Origin of the sequence: Robertmurraya mesotrionivorans, assembly GCF_050971805.1 — a bacterium.
Classification (GTDB): Bacteria; Bacillota; Bacilli; order Bacillales; family Cytobacillaceae; genus Robertmurraya_A.
Genome location: NZ_JBPCCH010000026.1, coordinates 36,279 through 54,067, shown reverse-complemented (window position 1 = coordinate 54,067; position 17,789 = coordinate 36,279). Strand labels below are relative to the sequence as shown.

Genomic DNA, 17,789 nt, shown 5'->3' with positions numbered 1-17,789 from the left:
TATTAGCCCCGGTTTCCCGGAGTTATCCCAGTCTCATAGGCAGGTTGCCCACGTGTTACTCACCCGTCCGCCGCTAACCTTTGGGAGCAAGCTCCCAAAGGTCCGCTCGACTTGCATGTATTAGGCACGCCGCCAGCGTTCGTCCTGAGCCAGGATCAAACTCTCCAATAAAGAGTAAGATTAGCTCTTAAAGTTAAAACGTTGGCTAGTGTATATTTCAACACTATCATTTTTGTTGACGTATGATTTGTTTAGTTTTCAAAGAACAATTTATTAGCTTGTCGCTCTTGGGCGACTTTTTAATATTACCAGAAGCAACTACGAGAGTCAACAACTTTTTTAAATTATTTTCTCAGAAGGTTAACTTCTTTTGCGGCAACAGATAATAATATATCACCATATCGAATCGAATGCAACATGTTTTTTATAAAAAAATAGCGTACAAGAATAATTCATAATCTTGTACGCTACATAGGTAGTTAACGATGTCTCATTGCTGGGAATAACAATACATCTCTAATAGAAGGTGCATTTGTTAGAAGCATAACAAGTCTGTCAATTCCGATTCCTAAACCACCTGTAGGAGGCATACCATACTCAAGAGCTTCAATAAAGTCATCATCCATCATATGAGCTTCATCATTTCCTTCTTCTCTTTCTTTTAATTGTGCTTCAAAACGTTCACGCTGATCAATCGGATCGTTCAGTTCAGTGAAAGCATTCGCGTGCTCACGAGCCACAATGAATAATTCAAAACGATCTGTGAAGCGAGGGTCTTGATCATTTTTCTTAGCAAGAGGAGAAATTTCAACCGGATGACCAAATATAAATGTCGGTTGAATTAACTTTTCTTCTACTTTTTGCTCGAAGAACTCGTTAACAATATGGCCATAAAGCATGGTATCTTTAATTTCTACTCCATGTTCCTTCGCTAAGGATCTTGCTTCTTCTACACTCATTTCCTTCCAGAAATCAGCACCTGTATATTCCTTAATCGCGTCTACCATATGAAGTCTCTTCCACTCTGGCTTAAGGTTTACTTCATATTCACCGTATTGAATAGTAGTTGTCCCTAATACTTCTTGAGCAATATGAGCAATTAGGTTTTCTGTAAGGCTCATAATATCTTGATAATCAGCATAAGCCTCATACAGTTCAATCATTGTAAATTCAGGATTGTGACGAGTAGATACACCTTCATTACGGAACACACGTCCAATTTCATAAACTTTTTCTAAGCCACCGACAATCAGGCGCTTTAAATGAAGTTCGATTGCTATACGCATATATAATTCCATATCTAATGCATTATGGTGTGTAATGAACGGACGAGCAGATGCCCCACCTGCGATAGCATGCATCATAGGCGTTTCTACTTCAAGGTACCCCTTAGAATCAAGGTATCTTCTCATTGATTGAATGATCAAACTACGAGTAATGAATGTGTGTCTGCTTTCTTGACTCATAATAAGGTCAACATATCGTTGGCGATAGCGCTGTTCAACGTCCTTCAGACCGTGGAATTTATCAGGAAGTGGTCGTAATGACTTTGTTAAAAGCTGAAAGTCTTCTACCTTTACAGAAAGCTCTCCTACTTGTGTCTTAAACAATGTACCAGTTACACCAACAATATCTCCTAAATCAGCAATATTAAAGATTTCATATTGCTCTTCACCCACAGCATCTTGACGAACATATATTTGCAGTTGTCCCTTTAGATCTTGGATATGTGCAAAGCCAGCTTTACCTTTTCCACGCTTTGTCATGATACGTCCAGCAATCGTTATTGCAATATTTTTATTTGCCAGCTCTTCTTTTTCCATTTCTCCGTACTGACTAATAAACTCTTGGGAGAAGCCAGAACGTTCAAATCTCTTTCCGAATGGATCGAGACCTTTTTCTTGAAGAGATGCTAGCTTTTCTCTTCTGACTTGCAATTGGTCATTAAGTTCCTCATGACTCATTTTTATCAACTCCATTTTCCTTCTTGTATCTATCAAACATCAATTGCTTGAATTTATGTAATAACACCATCTTATAAGCATACTATATTATTTTACACAAAGTGAGAAAAACAGACATTAAAAAAGTAAAATAAAATAAAAACTGCCAGCATCAACTGGCAGTTTGCATAATCAAACGTATTATATTGAATGTTCACTTAGAAGTCAAACCTTAACCTACTTGAGATTCCATCGCTTCTTTTTCTTCTGCTTCTACAACTAAAGCCGTTAATAAAGTAACGAGGTCCGCACGTGTATTACACTCATTTATCCCATTACGCACCTTCGCATTTCCTTTAATGCCTTTTAAATACCAAGCTGCATGCTTACGCATTTCACGGACAGCTACATTTTCCCCTTTAAGAGCGATCAGACGATCTAGGTGAAGAATGCACACATCAATTTTTTCACGAACGGTTGGCTCACCCATGAGCTCCCCTGATTCAAGGTATTTAACCGTACGGTAGATCATCCAAGGGTTCCCTAGAGCTGCACGACCGATCATTACTCCATCACAGCCGGTTTCTTCTAGCATACGCTTTGCATCTTGAGGCGTCGTTACATCCCCATTACCGATTAAAGGAATGCCGATTGATTGCTTAACTTCACGAATAATATCCCAGTTTGCTTTTCCTTCGTACATTTGGACACGAGTACGACCATGTAAAGAAACTGCCTTACCACCAGCTCGTTCAACGGCCTGGGCATTCTTAACAGCATAAATATGATCTTCATCCCAGCCCATACGCATTTTTACTGTAACCGGCTTTTTCACAACATCCGTAACCGCAGAAACCATCTCATAAATTTTATTAGGATCTAAAAGCCACTTTGCTCCTGCATCACATTTTGTGATTTTTGGAACCGGACATCCCATATTAATATCAATAATATCTGCATTAGTGTTTTCATCAACGAATTTAGCAGCTTGGACTAATGTCTCTTTCTCACCGCCAAAGATTTGCAAGCTCAATGGCTTCTCTCTCTCATCGATGTAAAGCATATTCATTGTTTTTTCGTTTTTCAAAATAATTCCTTTATCACTAACCATCTCCGCACAAACTAGACCTGCACCAAACTCTTTAACCGTTAAACGGAAAGCAGCGTTACATATTCCGGCCATTGGAGCTAACACTACTTGATTTTTCATTTCAATATCACCAATTTTAAGCATGTTACCCCTCCAACTTAAATAATATATTTATTCATCCACCTCTTGTGGCATTAAATCCTTTATAGAAACTTTCAGTGCTTGAGCCGCTGTTTCCACTAAATGATCTGAAGGCATTCGATTTCCTCGTTCTATTTCGCCCAACACTGAAACAGAAACACCGATTTCCTTAGCAAACCCTTCTTGTGTATAACCCTTTAGTTTTCGAAAAGCGCGAATACGTCTTCCCCATTTTTCTGCTTCCATATTCGTACCCCTTCTTTTTCAGCGTTCATATTAAAATAGTCCTCTATCGACTTCTCCTGATTAGGTATCATGATCGAAGAATCTATCTCAAGTAATGGCGCAAGAACAAAGGCGCGTTCCTGCATTCTTGGATGTGGAACAATAAGGTTCTCTGCTTCAATATTTTCTTGATTGTAGAGCAAAATGTCAAGGTCTATTATTCTTGGACCCCATTTAAATTCCCTTTTTCTCCCTAAATCCTTTTCAATACGAAGGCATATTTCTAATAATTCATACGGTGTAAGTGTTGTTCTAATCAAGATTACCATATTTAAAAAGTCATCTTGTTCCGTATATCCAACCGGAACCGTATCATAAATAGAGGAGCATTTTACCAAATGAATTTCGTTCTCCTCTTTTAAATAATGGATTGCATCTACTAGGTTTTTATATCGGTCTCCCATATTTGTACCTAAGGCAATATAGGCCAAGTTATTCAATTTGATCTACTCCTCATTATTTCAACTGCGACTGATTCGTAATGTCCTTGAATCGGTGGATCAGGCTTGATTACCTTTACCGTTACAGCATGGGCTTTAGAATATTCTCTTAAAACGCGTGAAGCAATTTCCTCAGCAACTGATTCTACTAGCTTAAATGGTTCACCTTCCACAATGTCTTTACACAGTTGGTAGAGCTCACCATAGTTAATAGATTCATTCAAGTTATCGCTTTGGCCCGCCTTCTTCAAATCCACTTCAACAACAAGATCAACCATAAATCTCTGTCCTAATCGATTCTCTTCTGGGAATACACCATGAAAACCATAAAATTGCATACGGTTAACGTAAATTTTATCCATCATATTCTCCTTTTCCTATCATCGCATCCATCATTTTTGCCATTCGACTAATTTCCTTCACATCGTGAACTCTAACGATTTGGCATCCCTGTTGAATACCGTAACATACAGTTGCTCCGGTTCCTTCCATTCGTTCATGTACAGGTAAGTCTAATACAGCACCTATCATTGATTTACGAGAGGTTCCGAGAAGAACGGGGTAACCGATAGCCACAAGCTTATGTAGATGTCTCATCATTTCCAAGTTTAACTTTACATTCTTTGCAAAACCAATGCCGGGATCTAATATAATTTGTTCATCACTCACACCAGCTTCCTTCACTAGTGTTATGCTTTCATATAAATCATTCATAACATCCCTGAAGAAAGACTGATAGTTCCGATCCTCCCGGTTATGCATTAGAATAATTGGTGCCTTTGTTTCAGCCGCTACCTGTTTCATATTCACGTCAGCCTTAGCACCCCATACATCATTAATAATATGAGCTCCAGCAGCCAGTGCCTCTCGAGCAACATCTGCTTTGTATGTATCGATGGATATAGGAACATCAACCGCTTTTGATATAGCTTTTATAACAGGAACCACACGTTCAATTTCTTCTTCTGCAGGTATAAATCTCGCCCCAGGCCTTGTGGACTCCCCACCGATATCAATAATATCTGCTCCTTCTTCCACCATCTCAATCGCTCGTTTGACCGCTTCATCAGTTCTATTAAAGCTTCCACCATCTGAAAATGAATCAGGGGTAGCATTTAAGATTCCCATGATGATTGTTTTCTTCTCAAAGTCTAATGTATATGGTCCGGCAGTAATCAATTGATTCGCCTCCTTTGTTGATTTATTTCCCTTCTACTCCAAAGACTATTTGAATACAAACGATACTCTTTATGCAACTTTTGAAAAAACTCACCGTTTACACCTGGAAAAACAAGTGAATCTACTTTCGAAATTGCGACAATCTCTTGAATCGAGTTTGTAACAAATATCTCAGTAGCAGTATTAAGTACATCTGGTTTATAGAAACCTTCCTTAACCCGGAATCCCCTTTTACCAGCAAGTTCTATTACAAATGATCGGGTGATTCCATTTAATATTCCTGTACCAACGTCAGGGGTATACAATTGGTTATCTATTACCCAGAAAATATTTGAGACGATTCCTTCTGCGATAGATCCATCCTTTGTTAGAAAGATCCCTTCCACATCTGTCCGACTTCCTATTTCTTTTTTTGCCAATAGATTATTCATATAGTGATGAGACTTCAAACGCAAGGGACCTTCCGGAGTATTTCGACTGACCTTCAGAAACTGAGCTTCCTTCTCTGTTGGTCCACCGGCTTCAGGAAGAGGCTTTACAAACATCATTACATTGGCATGTTCATACGGCTCTACTGGTAAACCAACCGCTCCGACACCTGCTGATACGTTTAGTCGTATATAAGCATTGGCCAACTTGTTTTTTTCCAATAGAAGCTTGAGGGTTTGAATCACTTCGTCTTTATTTAGGCTCTTTTGAATTCCAATCATCGCTAAACTGCTATTTAGCCGCTCAAGATGATCTACTAATAAAAAGGGATGACCTTCATAGACACGAAATGTTTCAAATAATCCCATTCCATAAAGGAAACCATGGTCAAAGGGGGAGATTCTCGCCTCCTCCTCCTTGATCATTTCTCCGTTCATATACAAATACATCATAATCCCTCATTCTTTGGAGACAGTTCCATTTTGTAAAACGAAACAAAATTCTGAAGCAATTGTTTCCCTGCGGTAGTCATAATGGACTCTGGATGGAATTGAACCCCTTCTATCGGAAGCTCCTTATGCCTAATCGCCATGATTTCTCCTTCTTTTGTCCAAGCAGATATTTCAAAGCATTCTGGTAGCGTTTCTCTCTTTACAATTAAGGAATGGTATCTTGTTGCAGGAAATGGGTTTGGTAACCCTTCAAAGATTGTTTTTCCGTCATGATACATTAGAGAGGTCTTGCCATGCATTAACCGCTCTGCTTGCACGACATCTCCCCCGAATACTTGAGCGATCGACTGATGACCAAGGCATACACCAAAAATAGGAATCTTCCCTGCAAATTCCTCAATCGCCCTTAATGATATCCCTGCTTCATTTGGGCTACACGGGCCAGGTGAAACCATAAGAAAGTTTGGACCTAACTCTTGAATGTCTTGAATACTTATGGCGTCATTTCGCTTAACTTCCAAAGTCTCACCAAGTTCACCTAAGTACTGAACAAGATTAAAAGTAAATGAGTCATAATTATCTATCATTAAAATCAATGGAATTCACCTTTTTCCGCCAGTTCTTTTGCTCTCCATAGAGCCATTGCCTTTTTCAAAGATTCTTTATATTCATGCTTAGGATTGGAATCAATAACAATTCCTGCTCCCGCTTGAACAAAAGCTTGTCCGTCTTTTACTAACATTGTTCGAATGACAATATTAATTTCCATGTCATCATTAAAACCAATCCAACCCATGGAACCTGTGTAAATTCCGCGCTGAACCGGCTCGAGCTCTTCAATAATTTCCATTGTCCGAACCTTAGGAGCTCCTGTAATTGTACCACCCGGAAAGGCAGCATCAATCAAATCAAAGGATGTTTGATCTGGTCGTATGACTCCTCTAACATTCGAGACAATATGCATAACATGCGAATATCTTTCAATTACCATAAATTCGTTTACTTCAACCGTTCCGTACTCACAAACTCTTCCTAAATCATTTCGTTCTAAATCAACGAGCATCACATGCTCTGCTCTCTCTTTTTCATTTTCAATGAGTTCCTTAGCAAGTCTGAGATCTTCTTCTTCATTCTCTCCTCGAGAACGGGTCCCAGCAATTGGCCTTGTACTAACCTCTTTTCCATGCTTTTTAACAAGGAGCTCGGGAGACCCACCTACAATCTGAAACTCAGGGGTATGTAAATAACTCATATACGGTGACGGATTCAATTGTCTGAGCTGATCGTATACATTCACCGCTGGAATAGATATCGCTTTTGCTTGGCGGACAGATAAATTCACTTGAAAGATGTCACCTTGTGAAATGTATTCCTGAATTCTTTCTACCGCTTTCATAAACTGTTCATCGCTCATGGATACTTGAAGTTCATCATTATCAGGGATGATTCTTTCTTGTTCGAACTTCATTAGTGGGTCTGTCCACTTTGACTCCCACTCATTGAGAGCATCCGTATTTTCATATCCCTTTTCTTGAATCTGCAAGAGCCAGAGTGTTTCATCTTCATGATCAAATACAAACCATTCATTAAAGAGGAAAAAATAAACCTCCGGCATTTCCAAATCATCCGATGAAAATTTAGGGAGTTTCTCTATATAGCGCGCATAATCATAGCTAATATAACCAATAAGGCCTCCTTGAAAATCCGGAAGTCCTTCCTGACGCTCAAACTTATATTGAGCAAGATATTCTTTCATTAAATGAAGAGGATTCCCTTGTTGTTCCTGCTTGTTTCCTTTTTCAACAATTGTTAGTTTGTTATTTTTCCCTATAAAGATTATTTCTGGCCCAAAAGCAGCAATATTGTATCGTCCACCCCGGCCACTTTCTAACAACACATGGTGTTTATATGGATGTGAAAGTTCTCTGTATTTCTGGTAAAACCTTTCTTTATCAAAAGGTATCTGTTTGCTATTTACTGTTAATATTTTCAAAAAGGTTCTCCCCTTTAAAAAGTGAAAATAAAAGTTCCATTTTCTTATTTTACTATGTGCATAAATAAAAACAACAGCCCTAGGGACTGTTGCTTAGATTTGATTAATCTTCGAATTGATATAATGGAGTACTTAGGTAACGTTCTCCATTACTTGGAATAATTGCCAGTACTTTCTTACCTGCTCCAAGCTCTTTTGCTACCTTCAATGCAGCACATATAGCTGCCCCAGAAGAGATTCCTCCAAGAATTCCTTCTTCCTTCGCTGCACGACGTGCATATTCGAAAGCTTGGTCATTAGAGATTTGAATAACTTCGTCGTAGACCTTTGTATCTAGAATATCAGGAACAAAACCTGCACCGATTCCTTGAATTTTGTGTGGACCTGGCTTACCACCAGACAATACAGGTGAATCAACCGGTTCAACCGCATAAATTTTAACATTGTCAAAATTTTGCTTAAGAACTTGACCAGCACCTGTAATCGTTCCACCTGTTCCGATCCCTGCAACGAATGCATCAAGACCTTCACTCATTTGCTCAACAATTTCCTTACCTGTCGTTCTTCTGTGAACTTCAGGGTTAGATACGTTTTTAAATTGTTGGGGCATAAAGTAGCCATTTTCTTTTGCAAGTTCTTCCGCTTTACGAATAGCTCCGCCCATTCCTTCTGGACCAGGTGTTAAAACAAGCTCTGCTCCGTATGCACGAAGTAGGTTACGTCTTTCCATACTCATCGTTTCAGGCATAACTAGAATAGCTCTGTACCCTTTTGCCGCAGCAACCATAGCAAGACCAATTCCCGTGTTACCACTTGTTGGCTCAACAATCGTATCTCCAGCTTTAAGTTCTCCACTCTCTTCAGCTGACTCAATCATTGCAAGAGCAATACGGTCTTTTACTGAGCTCCCTGGATTCATATATTCAAGCTTTAAATATACATCTGCGCTACCTTCTTCTACAAGGCGATTAAGCTTTACAATCGGCGTTTGTCCGACTAGTTCTGAAATAGAGTTTGCTACACGTACCATCAACAACCACTCCTTATTCCGACTAATTTTATTGGTTTAATTTAATTTATATCATAAATTTGCCAAGTGTCAATCTTTTTACACAAAACTCTACTGATATTTCAAGTAAAAAATCGTTCTAATGAACTATCCTAGTTCTGTTCGTAAAACCAATCAACCTTGGCCTCCTCCCAAAAGTCACGCGCCGTTGCGGTTACATCCATTTGTTCTAAGGCTATTTGTCTTCGAATGCTGTCTTTCACATCCTTATACTCGAACGTTCTTCCTTTTATTTGATCGTGGAGCATAACAATGGAAAAACCATTATCCGTTTGTATCGGACCTGTCCACTCGTTTTCCTTCAACTTCTTGACAGCTGCTAAGTAGTCGCGGGCATACTGATCCATTTCTTCACTAACATAACCAATATCGCCCCCTTGATTTGCACTAAATTCATCAATGGAGCGTTCCATTGCTAAAGCCTCAAAACTTGTACCCTGTTCAAGTTCCTCTATTGCCTTTTTTGCTTCTTCTTCCGTCTCTACAATGATATGAGAAAGGTGGTAAGCGGTCGGAATTTCGTACAGGCTAGAATTTTCCTCATAAAACTTTTTTAGATCCTCTTCTTCCACTACCACATCTTTTGTCAGAAGCTCATCAAGCATGATACTATATTGAATTTGCTGTCTCCACTTTTCTTCATCTATGTTCTCATTAGATCCTGAACCGTACATGGTTTTCACTAGGAGAAGCTCTCTATCTACTGCTTTTTTTGAAATTGAGATATCATATTTATTAGCTAATTGAGCGATTGCTTTTTGATCAATCATCTCACTTAATACATCGCGGCCATAACGCTCTTCCATTTCCCCAAGCCATTCCTGTCTAGTTATTGTCTCATTCCCTATCGTTGCCACTACCTCTTTACTACCGCCGTTATCCCGTGATAAGAAAAAAATAATGGTTGCACAATTAAGCAAGAGAAGGCCGACAACTAAAGACTTTAAATACCTTTTATCCACCATTTCTCCCCCAGGTTTTTATTAAGATTTCGCCTGTTCCTTTAAGCTCTCTAATTCTTCTTTCGTAAATTGATATTTTTCATTACAGAAGTGGCATTGTGCTTCAGCTTGACCATCTGTGACAATCATATCTTCTATTTCCTCTTTACCTAAAGAGATGATTCCATTAGAGAATTTCTCCTTTGAACATGTACATGAGAAAGTAACAGGTAATGTTTCGAGGATTTTTACGTTTTCTTTACCTAGTAGCTCATTTAATATTTGTTCAGGAGTGAGGCCCTTTTCAATCATCTTAGAGATGGGTTCAATGGTTTTTAAGCGATTTTCTATATCCGTAATGGTTTTATCTTCGGCTCCTGGCATCAACTGAATAATAAATCCACCTGCAGCGAGAATACTATTATCTGGATTTACTAAGACACCCACTCCCACAGATGAAGGAACTTGTTCTGAAGTGACAAAGTAATAAGTAAAGTCCTCACCCAGTTCTCCTGAGATAAGAGGCACTTGACCTGTAAAGTTCTCACGTAGCCCAATATCTTTAACAACCGATAAAAAACCATCTGTTCCAACTGCTCTTCGAACATCCAGCTTTCCATGTTCATTCAAATCAAAATGAGTTTGAGGATTGGTTACATATCCGCGGACTTCCCCTTTTGCATTTGTATCAATTAAAATTGGACCAAGTGGACCCCCACCATTTATCCTGATAGTGATTTTTTCTTCACCTTTTAACATAGCCCCCATCATAACACCAGCAGTCATAGATCTTCCTAAGGCAGCTGATGCAGTCGGCCATGTATAATGACGTCTTTGTGCCTCTCCTACTGTTTCTGTACTCCTAGTCGCGTAGGCACGAACTTGCCCATCATAGGCAAGAGCTTTTATTAAATAGTCACTCATTTGTTTACCCCTTTCAGTCATACAAAGCTGTTATCTTACTTTATCGTTTCCAAATTTCTTTTATAAATTATCTGAAGGCCCTTTAATGTTAAAAATGGATCAACAATGTCAATAATATTAGATTCTTGTGCAATAAGGTTTGATAATCCCCCTGTAGCAATAACAGTAGGCTTTTCTTTACTTTGATCCTTCATGCGTTTGACAATTCCTTCAACCTGGCCTACATAGCCATAAAGAATCCCCGCTTGCATGGCAGCAACCGTATTCTTCCCCACAACCCCTTCTGGACGAGCAATTTCTATCCTCGGCAGCTTAGCAGCCCTAGTGTATAGAGCTTCTGTTGAAATATTAATACCAGGAGCAATGGCTCCTCCCATGTATTGCTTATGTTCATCTATGTAACAATAAGTTGTTGCCGTACCAAAATCAACGATGATCAACGGACTTCCATACTCATGGATAGCAGCTACAGCATTAACAATTCGGTCTGCTCCGACTTCTCTTGGGTTTTCATACTTTATATTTAACCCGGTTTTGATTCCTGGCCCTACAACTAAGGGCTTTATATGGAAATACTTCTGGCACATACGCTCTAAAGAGAACATGATGGGCGGTACAACGGAAGAGATAATGATTCCGTCTATATCGGAAAAAGAAAGATTGGCATGAGTAAACAGATTCTTAATAATCATTCCAAATTCATCTTCTGTTTTTGAACGGTTTGTTTCTATTCTCCAATGATGTTTTAATTCCTCACGATCATATACACCTAACACAATATTGGTATTACCCACGTCAAATACAAATATCAAACGTCTCACCACTTTATTAAAATTTCTTAACCTTTAGTTTCATTCTGCCAACATCATACCATAACTATCCAACGCAAGCATAGAAAAGAGGCACTCAGTAAAAGAGTACCTCTTAAGATTTATTATTCTTTTTTACTTCTTAAATCAGGTAGTGTACTTTCATTTGAAGATGGCTCATCTAATGACGATTCTTCTTCCTTCTTACCACCGATGTTCACTTTCACATCATCTACCACTGATGTTGTAGGATTTGTAGTTACACCTTCATCACTAGATGGTCGATCAGGAAGTGTTCCTTTTTCAACTAGGTGCTTAATTTGCTCAGCATCTAGAGTTTCTACTTCAAGAAGTGTATTTGCTATCAAATCAAGTTTATCTCGATTTTCAGTAAGAACCTTTTTCGCTTTAGCGTAACACTCTTTAATAATGGTTTGGATCTCTAAATCGATTTCATACGCAATCTTATCTGAATAGTTTTGTTCATTATGAATGTCTCGCCCTAAGAACACTTGACCACCAGAAGTTTGACCAAATTGTAATGGACCTAACTTATCACTCATTCCGAATTCCGTAACCATTCGGCGAGCAATGCCTGTTGCACGTTGGAAGTCATTATGTGCTCCTGTACTCACTTCACCGAAGACGATTTCCTCAGCAACACGTCCTCCAAGTAAGCCAACAATTTTATCAAGCAACTCAGGTTTTGTCATGAAGTAACGATCTTCTTTTGGAAGCATTACCGCATAACCACCTGCTTGCCCACGAGGGACAATCGTTACCTTATGCACCATTTCTGCTTCCTCTAACACCACACCAATAACTGTATGGCCTGCTTCATGGAAAGCAACAATATTGCGTTCTTTCTTAGATATGACGCGGCTCTTTTTCGCAGGTCCCGCAATGACACGGTCTGTCGCTTCATCAATATCTGTCATATCAACTTTTTTCTTACTTCGTCGAGCTGCAACTAATGCTGCTTCATTCAATAAGTTTTCAAGATCTGCTCCAGAAAACCCTGGAGTACGAGCTGCAATAGCTTTTAAGTTTACTGATTCATCAAGCGGTTTGTTTCGTGCATGTACTTTTAATACCGCTTCACGGCCTTTAACATCCGGACGATCAACAGTAATTTGACGGTCAAAACGTCCAGGACGAAGCAAGGCAGGGTCTAGAATATCCGGACGGTTTGTTGCAGCAACAATAATGATTCCTTCGTTCGCACCGAACCCATCCATCTCTACAAGCAATTGATTTAGCGTTTGTTCACGCTCATCGTGTCCACCGCCAAGACCGGCACCACGCTGACGTCCAACTGCATCAATTTCGTCAATAAAGATAATACAAGGTGCATTCTTCTTTGCATTTTCGAATAAGTCACGTACACGCGATGCCCCTACCCCAACAAACATCTCAACAAAGTCAGATCCACTGATTGAGAAGAACGGTACACCAGCTTCACCAGCGGCCGCACGGGCTAATAGTGTTTTACCGGTACCTGGAGGTCCTACCAAAAGTACCCCTTTTGGTATACGCGCACCTAATTCTGCAAATTTACGAGGATCCTTTAAAAATTCAACGACTTCAACGAGCTCTTGCTTCTCTTCATCAGCACCAGCTACATCTTTGAAACGAACCTTCTTCTTGTCGTCATTGTAAAGCTTCGCCTTGCTCTTTCCAAAATTCATGACACGGCTTCCACCGCCTTGTGCCTGATTCAAAAGGAAGAAGAACAAAATAAAGATAATGACAAACGGAATAATAGAAGTAAAGAAAGTTACCCAACCACTTGTTTCCTTCGCAGGAAGCACATCCACAGTAGGGTCTGCCTGCTCAATCTTTTGTAATAGACTTTCACTGTTCCATACGTAAGTAATAAATGATTTTCCTTCTTCAGCACCTTCAAGTGTCCCACGAACTTCATAAACTCCTCTTTCTGGCTGTACTGAGATGGATTCCACCTGCTTAGCCTCAAGATGATCTACGAATTTACTATAAGATATATTTTCGGTTGGTTCATTATTACCATTAAAAAAGCTAACCACACCAATAATCACTAGAAAAATTAATAAATAAAAGATGGTATTACGAAAAATCCGATTCATCCCTTACCTCCTCCCACGGGTAAACAAACTATAGTAAATAGTAACATAGAAAATTGTTCCAGTATATGAATATGCCTATGTAATATGCATACTATACTAATTCTTTTGTCGTACGCTTACTCGTTATTTGTTGTGTAAACTTCCGGCTTCAATACCCCAATATAAGGTAAATTACGGTATTTCTCTGCATAATCGAGACCATAACCTACAACAAACTCATCAGGAACGATAAATCCAACATAATCTGCCGCTATATCAGCCTTACGACCAGTTGGTTTATCTAATAAAGTGACAATATTAATTGACTTTGCTTTGCGGTAACGGAAAAGCTCAACAAGATAGCTAAGTGTTAACCCACTATCAATGATGTCTTCGATTATTAATATATCTCTACCCTCTACTGAAGTATCTAAATCCTTCAAAATTTTCACTTCACCAGAAGAGACTGTTGAATTTCCGTAACTTGACACATCCATAAAATCCATTTCAAGGTATGTATCCATTCGTTTTAAAAGATCTGCCATAAAAGGCATCGCACCCTTAAGTACGCCTATTGCTAAAGGAAACTTATCACTATAATCTTGTGATAGTTTTGCCCCCAACTCCTTGATTTTCTCCTGAATTTCTTCTTCAGAAAATAAAACTTTTTCAATGTCATTTTTCATCATGATTTGCTTGTGCCCCCTAGAAGATCATTGCTTGTTATATTGTAAAAGTATGTATTTCTTTTCATCAGCTTGAACGAAAAAAGATGTATCTGATTTCTTTATTCCGGGAATCCAAATGATATGATCATTTGAGTCTGTAACAATAGGCCACCTATTTCTCTCAATAATGGGTAGCTTCAGATCAATAAAAATATCTTTAATCTTTTTTGTTCCTTTCATCCCTTTCACTCTCATTCGGTCTCCCTCTCTCCTTGTTCTGACCTTCAGCGGAAGATTACTGTAGGTTAAAGGAAGTAGAAGCTGATTAATGTTAGTATATTCTATTTCTTTATCAACATATTCCCAAGTAATGAAATCCCCTGTTGGTAATAATGTTTTTCCAACCGTTAATTCAATCTCAAAGGATACATCCTTTGGTAGGGAATGTTGAAATTGCAATTGCAACTCTCCATACGAACGATTTACCTTTAATTTTTCAGGTAAATCAATCACACCGGAGGGCTGAGGATTGTTGATAAGAGAAAAGATCTGTTCAATATGAACAGCAGAAAGGGAAGCTGGTTGATGCTTATAAAGATAGTTTAATATTAGTTTAATCACTCTTCTTTGTAAAGGCATTGGCATTGAGCATAGTGTTTGAATGTCAACAACAATTTTTTCGTCACTTTGAAATTTCATGACCTTTGTTAATTGCTGGTTTGCCAGGTCCTCCAAAAATCGTTCTGTTTCTTCCATTTCCTCACTAAACCTTTGAAAATGCTCATGTACCCTAGGGTTCTCAGCTTTCAAAAAAGGCAGGATGGTGTGGCGAAATCGATTTCTACTATATTTGTCACTGTCATTACTAGGGTCTCTTCTTGGATCTAGCATATTCCTTTGGCAGTATTCTTCTATTTCTTGTTTAGAGACGCAAAGAAAAGGTCTTAGAAGTGTCCCTCTATCAAATGGTCTTGAAAAAGGGATACCGACTCTAGCTTTTCCTGAACTTCCTCTTGTTAACCTCATAATAACCGTTTCCATTTGGTCATCCCCGTGATGTCCGAGCATCAAATAGCGAAGGTTTTCCCTTCTCATCGTTTCTTGAAAAAAAGAGTATCTGCATTCTCTAGCAGCTACCTGGGAGCTTAACCCTGTTTCTTCTATGTACAATGGTACATTTATAGAACGAACAGTTATAGGAATGTTCCTTTCTTCACAAAAGGACTGAACAAACCTTGCTTCACGCTCGGACTCACCTCCTCTAAACATATGATCGACATGTGCAACAAAAAGTTTTAGTTGGTACCGCTCCTTACGTCTCCATAGGAAATGTAGAAGTGCGAGGGAATCTGGGCCTCCCGATACACCTACTAAAATGCTAGCTCCCTTTAAGTTTATTTGTTTTCGAGTTAGAAAAGCTTCTACTTTTTGTTCAAGCATGAGATTCTTCCTTACTTCATTGTCTTATCATTAGCTTACCATGTTCTATACATTCCTTCAAAAACTAAGGGATTTATTTATCATTTTTTTATAACTGTCCATATATATAAAGGAAATAAAGAAAGGACAATGTCGTTACAATAAGCATTGTTTCTAGCGCATGCCTTTTCTTTTTCCTTTTTACAACAGTTTGACGACTTTGACCAGTTCGATTTTGCACCTGACTTCTTTGCTGCTGCACAGCTGGTTTGGAGCGTTGCTTTTGTGATTGTACATTTGAAGCCTTCGATGTATTGGGCTGAGCAGGAGCATGATTGCCTTCAATCAATGCTTTTCTCATGTCCATAGCTGTTTGGTATTTCCCTTTTAGTGCATGAATAATCACTTGCTCAAATTTTAGTAATTCAGACTTTTGTCTAATCATCATCTGTAGCTGATTAAGACCACCTGAAGTTTTCTGGAACCGTTTGGGGTAAGCTGTATTAATCATAATCATGGCAACTGCAAACAAATCGTAAGCTGGATCTGCTTTCCTTGAACCAAGTCCCCAATAGCCCCTATCATAAAACTCAGTGAATTCCTTGATTGCTCTACCTTGAATGGTTGTACCTCCAACATCAATACAACGAATTTTCGATGGTGGTCCTGTAACGATTAAATTTTCTGGCTTTAAGTCACCAAAAGTCCACCCACTGATATGCAATAAATGGAGATCGGAGAGTAACTGTAGCACGAGAACTTCAATCCATACTGACCCCTTTTGTTGTATAAACGTTAAAAAATCTGGTCCTTTAATATATTCCATTGCATAAAAGGATACCTTTCCTGATGGCCTTATCCAATCATCCACATCAACCAAAGAAGGCCCTAGGGTTGACCCTTGGACCTTCGCAAAGGATTTGAGGACATTGACCTCAGAAGTAATCGACATGCCATTATGACTCAACTTTAATGCTACATACTGATTTAAGTACTGAGCAAGATAAACAATTCCATTTGCTCCGTACCCAAGTTCCTTGACAATTACATATCTATTCTTATGCCATTTCCCTTCAACAATTGTTCCTGCTGCTATATTAGACAGATTCTTCAAAGTATTGTTCATCATCACGAGAAAGTAGGCTCCTTAACGAACGTTTTTTCTTAAAGGATGACAGTGCTTCACGAAGCGCTGGACCAGTAGGGGTAATTCCTCCTGTTGTAAGTTTTGAGAAAATACTAGTTAATGATTCTAACCTCGGGGTCCAGTCTAGCAATTTTTCGACATCATTCTTTTTCCCGGGAAATACAAAAACGGAAAAATGATTGTCACCTGACCTAGCATTAAGGCTTAACGATAGGTCTAATAAAGCCTCTTTAACAGTTGGAAGCTTATGTTTCATACTTGCGCTTGTGTCGACAAGAATCAACACTTCTAGCTCCACCTTTTCTCCAAGCTCATCGACAACCTCCATTACTTCGCCTCGTTTTTCAGGAGGTAAGTCCTCTACAGTCTGTGAACCACCTAGGATTTGCTGTAGTTCCTTGTTCACCACTCCTTGAAGTGTTTGTGTCATTGCCTTTCTTGTAACCATTTGTACGGTTTGAGAAAGCTGCTGTGCATAGACTACTTGGCTTACTCCCCCACCAGATAATGCGATATTCTCAATTTCTCTTAATCCTTGATCATCAATAACATCCTGTTCCATCACTCCTATAACATTCACAGTGATCCCTTGTTCTTTTGCTAGAGCTGAAACAGCAATTGGGTCCTCTCCTTGGTTTGAGCATCCATCTGTTATCAAAAGAATTTGTTTTAATGTGCCAGCTTTCATTCGATTCCCCTCCACGTCTAAATGTTGATAACATTTTCGACTAGTTGGAGAGGAAATATACATATATTTTCTCTTTACTGTATAAAAT

General features: G+C 38.9%; 18 protein-coding genes and 1 rRNA gene. All 19 read right to left on the bottom strand.

Going from position 1 to position 17,789, the window contains the following annotated elements:
• A 16S ribosomal RNA gene (locus ACRX5O_RS22745) occupies positions 1-171 on the bottom strand; the annotation flags it as partial.
• Between the two features lie 308 nt (positions 172-479).
• The gene (lysS, locus tag ACRX5O_RS22740) at positions 480-1,973 is read right to left on the bottom strand and encodes a lysine--tRNA ligase (protein ID WP_433908035.1); all 1,494 of its coding nucleotides are present in this window, start codon (positions 1,971-1,973) and stop codon (positions 480-482) included.
• Positions 1,974-2,175: 202 nt separating this feature from the next.
• Complete coding sequence (gene dusB / locus ACRX5O_RS22735) at positions 2,176-3,177, bottom strand: tRNA dihydrouridine synthase DusB (protein WP_433908034.1); 1,002 nt, start codon at positions 3,175-3,177, stop codon at positions 2,176-2,178.
• Positions 3,178-3,204: 27 nt separating this feature from the next.
• Positions 3,205-3,420, bottom strand: a complete 216-nt coding sequence (locus ACRX5O_RS22730; RefSeq protein WP_119706238.1) for a helix-turn-helix domain-containing protein — start codon at positions 3,418-3,420, stop codon at positions 3,205-3,207.
• Positions 3,372-3,899, bottom strand: a complete 528-nt coding sequence (folK, locus tag ACRX5O_RS22725; RefSeq protein WP_433908033.1) for a 2-amino-4-hydroxy-6-hydroxymethyldihydropteridine diphosphokinase — start codon at positions 3,897-3,899, stop codon at positions 3,372-3,374. The genes ACRX5O_RS22730 and folK overlap by 49 nt, the downstream gene beginning before the upstream one ends.
• Positions 3,896-4,261, bottom strand: coding sequence for a dihydroneopterin aldolase (gene folB / locus ACRX5O_RS22720; protein WP_433908032.1), 366 nt, complete (start codon positions 4,259-4,261; stop codon positions 3,896-3,898). The genes folK and folB overlap by 4 nt, the downstream gene beginning before the upstream one ends.
• Positions 4,254-5,027 carry a dihydropteroate synthase gene (gene folP, locus ACRX5O_RS22715; protein ID WP_433908037.1) on the bottom strand — a complete coding sequence of 258 codons (774 nt, stop codon included), beginning with the start codon at positions 5,025-5,027 and terminating at the stop codon, positions 4,254-4,256. The genes folB and folP overlap by 8 nt, the downstream gene beginning before the upstream one ends.
• A 47-nt stretch (positions 5,028-5,074) precedes the next feature.
• Positions 5,075-5,956 carry an aminodeoxychorismate lyase gene (gene pabC / locus ACRX5O_RS22710; RefSeq protein ID WP_433908031.1) on the bottom strand — a complete coding sequence of 294 codons (882 nt, stop codon included), beginning with the start codon at positions 5,954-5,956 and terminating at the stop codon, positions 5,075-5,077.
• Positions 5,956-6,555, bottom strand: a complete 600-nt coding sequence (gene pabA, locus ACRX5O_RS22705; RefSeq protein WP_433908030.1) for an aminodeoxychorismate/anthranilate synthase component II — start codon at positions 6,553-6,555, stop codon at positions 5,956-5,958. The genes pabC and pabA overlap by 1 nt, the downstream gene beginning before the upstream one ends.
• A complete protein-coding gene (locus ACRX5O_RS22700; RefSeq protein ID WP_433908029.1) occupies positions 6,552-7,952 on the bottom strand; it encodes an anthranilate synthase component I family protein in 1,401 nt (466 codons plus the stop codon). Before ACRX5O_RS22700 ends, pabA begins: the two co-directional genes overlap by 4 nt.
• 103 nt (positions 7,953-8,055) lie before the next feature.
• A complete protein-coding gene (gene cysK / locus ACRX5O_RS22695) occupies positions 8,056-8,982 on the bottom strand; it encodes a cysteine synthase A (protein WP_119706232.1) in 927 nt (308 codons plus the stop codon).
• Between the two features lie 131 nt (positions 8,983-9,113).
• A complete protein-coding gene (locus ACRX5O_RS22690; protein WP_433908028.1) occupies positions 9,114-9,986 on the bottom strand; it encodes a peptidyl-prolyl cis-trans isomerase in 873 nt (290 codons plus the stop codon).
• 18 nt (positions 9,987-10,004) lie between these two features.
• Complete coding sequence (gene hslO / locus ACRX5O_RS22685; RefSeq protein WP_433908027.1) at positions 10,005-10,886, bottom strand: Hsp33 family molecular chaperone HslO; 882 nt, start codon at positions 10,884-10,886, stop codon at positions 10,005-10,007.
• A gap of 35 nt (positions 10,887-10,921) precedes the next feature.
• Positions 10,922-11,698: a type III pantothenate kinase gene (locus ACRX5O_RS22680; protein WP_433908026.1), complete on the bottom strand. Its 777-nt coding sequence runs from the start codon at positions 11,696-11,698 to the stop codon at positions 10,922-10,924.
• A gap of 122 nt (positions 11,699-11,820) precedes the next feature.
• Positions 11,821-13,800: an ATP-dependent zinc metalloprotease FtsH gene (gene ftsH, locus ACRX5O_RS22675; RefSeq protein ID WP_433908025.1), complete on the bottom strand. Its 1,980-nt coding sequence runs from the start codon at positions 13,798-13,800 to the stop codon at positions 11,821-11,823.
• Between the two features lie 116 nt (positions 13,801-13,916).
• Complete coding sequence (gene hpt / locus ACRX5O_RS22670; RefSeq protein ID WP_066059203.1) at positions 13,917-14,468, bottom strand: hypoxanthine phosphoribosyltransferase; 552 nt, start codon at positions 14,466-14,468, stop codon at positions 13,917-13,919.
• Positions 14,469-14,492: 24 nt separating this feature from the next.
• Positions 14,493-15,887, bottom strand: coding sequence for a tRNA lysidine(34) synthetase TilS (tilS, locus tag ACRX5O_RS22665; RefSeq protein ID WP_433908024.1), 1,395 nt, complete (start codon positions 15,885-15,887; stop codon positions 14,493-14,495).
• Between the two features lie 88 nt (positions 15,888-15,975).
• On the bottom strand, positions 15,976-16,995 hold the full coding sequence (gene prkT, locus ACRX5O_RS22660; RefSeq protein ID WP_433908023.1) for a serine/threonine protein kinase PrkT: 1,020 nt from the start codon (positions 16,993-16,995) through the stop codon (positions 15,976-15,978).
• Positions 16,964-17,764 (bottom strand): vWA domain-containing protein, encoded by an 801-nt coding sequence (locus ACRX5O_RS22655; protein WP_391560488.1) that lies wholly within the window; start codon positions 17,762-17,764, stop codon positions 16,964-16,966. Before ACRX5O_RS22655 ends, prkT begins: the two co-directional genes overlap by 32 nt.
• Between the last annotated feature and the right edge of the window lie 25 nt (positions 17,765-17,789).